This is a genomic window from Clostridium sartagoforme AAU1 (assembly GCF_000401215.1).
Lineage (GTDB): Bacteria > Bacillota > Clostridia > Clostridiales > Clostridiaceae > Clostridium > Clostridium sartagoforme.
In genome coordinates, this window is record NZ_ASRV01000200.1 from 1 (window position 1) to 4,193 (window position 4,193).

Consider the following 4,193-nt stretch of genomic DNA (forward strand, 5'->3'; position numbering starts at 1 on the left):
TTAATAAAGAAAGGCATTTAAAATCTCAATTTATCAAAAGTAAATTTATAAAAATATGAAAATATGAAACTTTTTACAAGCTATAAATTATATAGTTTGTTGTATTAAAAATCCCAGCAAATTATTGCTAGGATTTTTGGGTGATTTATTAATAATATATACAGTTTTATTTTCTAAATATCCATAGTTTGTTCATCTTTAGTATTAATAAAAATAGAATCATTAAGATAGTTCCTATTCTTGCGATTACATTTATAACTTTGTCTACCTTAACACTGTTTTTCAATATTTTTTCAATACCTATATATATCAATATTCCAATTATTCCACCTAAAGTGTTGTTAATTATATCCGTAATATCAGAAGCCCCAACATTCAATATAAATTGAAATACTTCACATATCAAACTAATTAAGAAAAACAAGAAAATTTTCTTTGCAGTACTCCATCTTTTAAACAAAATTCCTGCATATATACCAAACGGTACAAAAATTACTATATTCATAATAATTTCGCTAAAAGCAAGTTTACCATTTAATATTAAAGGTTCACTAAATGGAATTAAGTTTATACTTCTCATATTTCTTAAAGGAGGTAATTGTACATTAAATTTAAATACTATAATCCAAAATAATGCAATCAAATAAATTATAAATAGTATATTAGTTAACTTATTTATTTTATTATTATCTTTCATATTGTCCTCCATCCTTATACCTCTTGTACTTTTGTTGGTAATCTAACTTCAAATATAGTTTTATAATCATCACTATATGCAGATATAGTTCCATTATGAAGCTCTATAATATTTTTTGTTATTGATAAGCCCAATCCAGAGCCTCCTATATTACTATTTCTTGATTTTTCTATTCTATAAAATCTATCAAATATATAAGGTAACTCTACTGATGGTATAGATTGCCCATAATTTATAATTTGAATTATAGCCATCTCTTTTTCAGCCATTGTAACTATATCAACATAATGTCCGTCATGACCATATTTAATTGCATTAGTAAGCAAGTTTTCAAATGCTCTAACTAATTTTTCTCCATCTGCATTAACTATTAACTTATCATTTGAAAAGTCAACTCTTGATTCCATATTTGAATTTTTAAATTGCCACTCAAAATAAGCCACCGCTTGACCTAACAGCTCAACTAAATTAATATCACTTTTATCTAGTTTAATGGTATTATTTTGCATTTTAGTAAGTTCAAACAAATCGTTTATAAGTAAATTTAAGCTTTTTGATTTTTCATATGCTATATTAGCATAATATCTAAGCCTGAGCTCATCTCCATATTTATCACTATCTATAATCTCTAAATATCCCATTATTGAAGTTAATGGTGTTCTTAAGTCGTGTGAAACATTTGTTATTAAGTCGTTTTTAGTTTTTTGTGCTATTCTTTCTTCTACAGTTCTATTTTTTAACTTAGTTGAAATACTATTTATATTTTCTGCTAATACTTTCATATCTCCTTTAAAATTAACTTCTATTGACTTATCTAAGTCTCCTTTGGCTATTATTTCAGTCTGCTCTATTATGTCTACTAAACTTTTAGTTTTTTTATACGTTATTAATAAATAAAAAATTATAAATATTGACACTCCTATGATTATAGCTATAAATCCATCAAAAACCCTATACTTTATGAACCTCCAAAAGGCCCAAATATATTGTACAAATTCATATTCAGTATTTTTATATAGATAATTTAATATTATTTTCAAGATAAAAAACGTTAAGGCAGTTAGGATTAAAGAAATTATTATATCAGCTACTGAAGATAGTATTACTCTATATATCTTATTATTTTTCAATTTTATAACCAACTCCCCATACAGTGTGAATTATTTTATTTCCTTCCATATATTGCTCTAACTTATCTCTAAGCCTACTCATATGTACCATTACAGTATTGTTAGATTGATAATATCTTTCTTTCCATACCTTTTCAAATATTTCTTCTGTACTAAAAACCCTTCCCCTATTTATTGCTAATAAATATAAAATTTCAAATTCTCTTGCTGTTAAAGATACTTCATTATCATCTATTGTTACCTTATGCTTACTTTTATCTATAACCATTGATTCGATTCTTATTATATTCTCCAAGTTTTGAATCTTAGTATTTAAAAAGTATGCTCGTCTAAGCAATGCTTTTATCCTAACTGTAAGTTCTAAATGATTAAATGGCTTACATACATAATCATCAGCACCTGTCATAATTCCTTGTATTTTATCCATATCTTCTGTTTTAGCGCTTAACATAAGTATTGGTATATTATACTTTTGCCTTACTTTCCTACAAACTTCTAACCCATCCATTCCTGGCATCATTATATCTAGAACCATTAAATGAATTTCCTCTTTATCTAATATTTCTAAAGCTATTTCTCCACTACTTGCTTTAAAAACTTCATAACCTTCATTCTTAAGATTTATTTCTAATAAATCTCTTATTTCCTTTTCATCATCTATTACTAAAATATTATTATTCATTTATCCTCCATATTAAATAATTACTTTTCTAAATATTCCTCTAAAGTAATTTTATTTTCATATATATATTTAGCAGCCTCTTCCCCTACATATCTTATGTGCCAAGGCTCATACTCAATCCCTGTTATATCTTCCTTTCCTAAAGGATATCTTATAATAAATCCAAATCTATGACAATTATTTTCAAGCCAATCTCCTTCTTTAGTTCCTTGAATTAAAAATTCATTTTCATTTGTAATATCAATACATAACCCAGTTTGATGCTCACTGAATCCTGGTTTAGCTACATATGATTCAGCATTTTCTAATCCTTGAGATTTCACTCTATTATTAAAAAGATTCTTTTGTGAGTTATATGACCTATATCCAGAATTACCTAATAATATTATACCTTCATTCTTAGCTTCATTCACTAAGTTTTCTAATGGTTTAATAATAACTTCTGAAACATGCTTTTCTTCATTATTTACTAAATTGGTAAATTTTATATTAGGAATAGTTAAGTTTTCAGGTTTATAATTTTTACTTAACCCATGATTTTTATTTACTAATAGTAAATAATCATTTGTATTAGCATAATTATTTGTATTAATATTATTTCCATTTACTAGATTATCTTTTTCATTTAAACTAATTTTATTTCCATCAAAAAGTAAATCCTTTATAGATAAAATATCATTTTTTGATAAATATAACACTCCAAAACTTATTAAAATAAATATTAGAAATCTCTTTAATTTCCTTTTCATATTTCGCACTCCTCTTCTAACCTTATGGTGCTAATTTTAAATTACACACCTTACAACTCTTATAAAAATTTCTTACGAAACCTTAAGTTTTGTAAAAGATTATTTTGAGGAGTGATTTTTTACAAAATAATAACTGGAGATATCATCTTACAAAAGATAACTTCCAGTTATTATTAGTCCTTTTACTATTAATTAATAATCCTTCAAGATCCTTTATCCAATAAGTATTTTATCTAGTAATAAGGATAGTATGGATATGGAGGTGCATAGAAAGGATATGCTAATAATGATAATGCTGCTAAATTACCAAGAGGAAATCTTCTTCTCCTAAAACGCCTATATCTCCTTCTAGGACGTCTATAAAAATCTCTTTGTTGATTGTTAGGTTCATTATCATCTTGCTCCATAACATCTTCGCCCACTAGAACCACAATACTATCATTATCAACATCTTCAATTATTCCATCCACCACACTCCCATCTGTCATTGTTAGAATACTATGATAATATAAATTTTTTTTACATTGATCATATAAAGGTTGTAAGTCTCTATAGTAATCAATTCTTTCTAAAGTCACTTTTTAACCAACTCCTTTCGTATTTATAGTATTCATTTATAAGATTAACTGTCCCATATAGTAATAAAATATTTTAAAAAATGACTAATACCCTTATCTAATTAATAAGTTTACTAGTCATTTTTATAACATTATATTTATCTATTTACTACCTTACCCTGTAATCCTTCTATTACATCTAAAGTCTTTTCATGTAATGATTCATTAAAGCTAGCACAAAGACTTCCATCAACTACTATCTCTACATTTCTAAATTGTGACTGAAACATAACCACTAATAACTTTTTCATCTCAAACTCCTTCCTAATACTATAAGCTTTATTATTTTCAAGTATTGTATATACCATTGATATTTCT

Annotated in this window: 5 protein-coding genes and 1 pseudogene; all 6 read right to left on the reverse strand. The window is 25.6% G+C overall.

The features are described 5' to 3' along the window. Positions 1-166: 166 nt before the first annotated feature. Positions 167-697 carry a VanZ family protein gene (locus tag A500_RS15940; protein ID WP_016208595.1) on the reverse strand — a complete coding sequence of 177 codons (531 nt, stop codon included), beginning with the start codon at positions 695-697 and terminating at the stop codon, positions 167-169. Positions 698-711: 14 nt separating this feature from the next. Further along, complete coding sequence (locus A500_RS15945; RefSeq protein ID WP_016208596.1) at positions 712-1,827, reverse strand: sensor histidine kinase; 1,116 nt, start codon at positions 1,825-1,827, stop codon at positions 712-714. After that, complete coding sequence (locus A500_RS15950; protein ID WP_016208597.1) at positions 1,817-2,509, reverse strand: response regulator transcription factor; 693 nt, start codon at positions 2,507-2,509, stop codon at positions 1,817-1,819. Before A500_RS15950 ends, A500_RS15945 begins: the two co-directional genes overlap by 11 nt. Before the next feature lie 20 nt (positions 2,510-2,529). Then, on the reverse strand, positions 2,530-3,258 hold the full coding sequence (locus tag A500_RS15955; RefSeq protein ID WP_016208598.1) for a D-Ala-D-Ala carboxypeptidase VanY: 729 nt from the start codon (positions 3,256-3,258) through the stop codon (positions 2,530-2,532). 233 nt (positions 3,259-3,491) lie between these two features. Beyond that, the gene (locus tag A500_RS15960; protein ID WP_016208599.1) at positions 3,492-3,836 is read right to left on the reverse strand and encodes a hypothetical protein; all 345 of its coding nucleotides are present in this window, start codon (positions 3,834-3,836) and stop codon (positions 3,492-3,494) included. 137 nt (positions 3,837-3,973) lie between these two features. After that, positions 3,974-4,193: pseudogene (locus A500_RS21450) on the reverse strand (hypothetical protein); the annotation flags it as partial.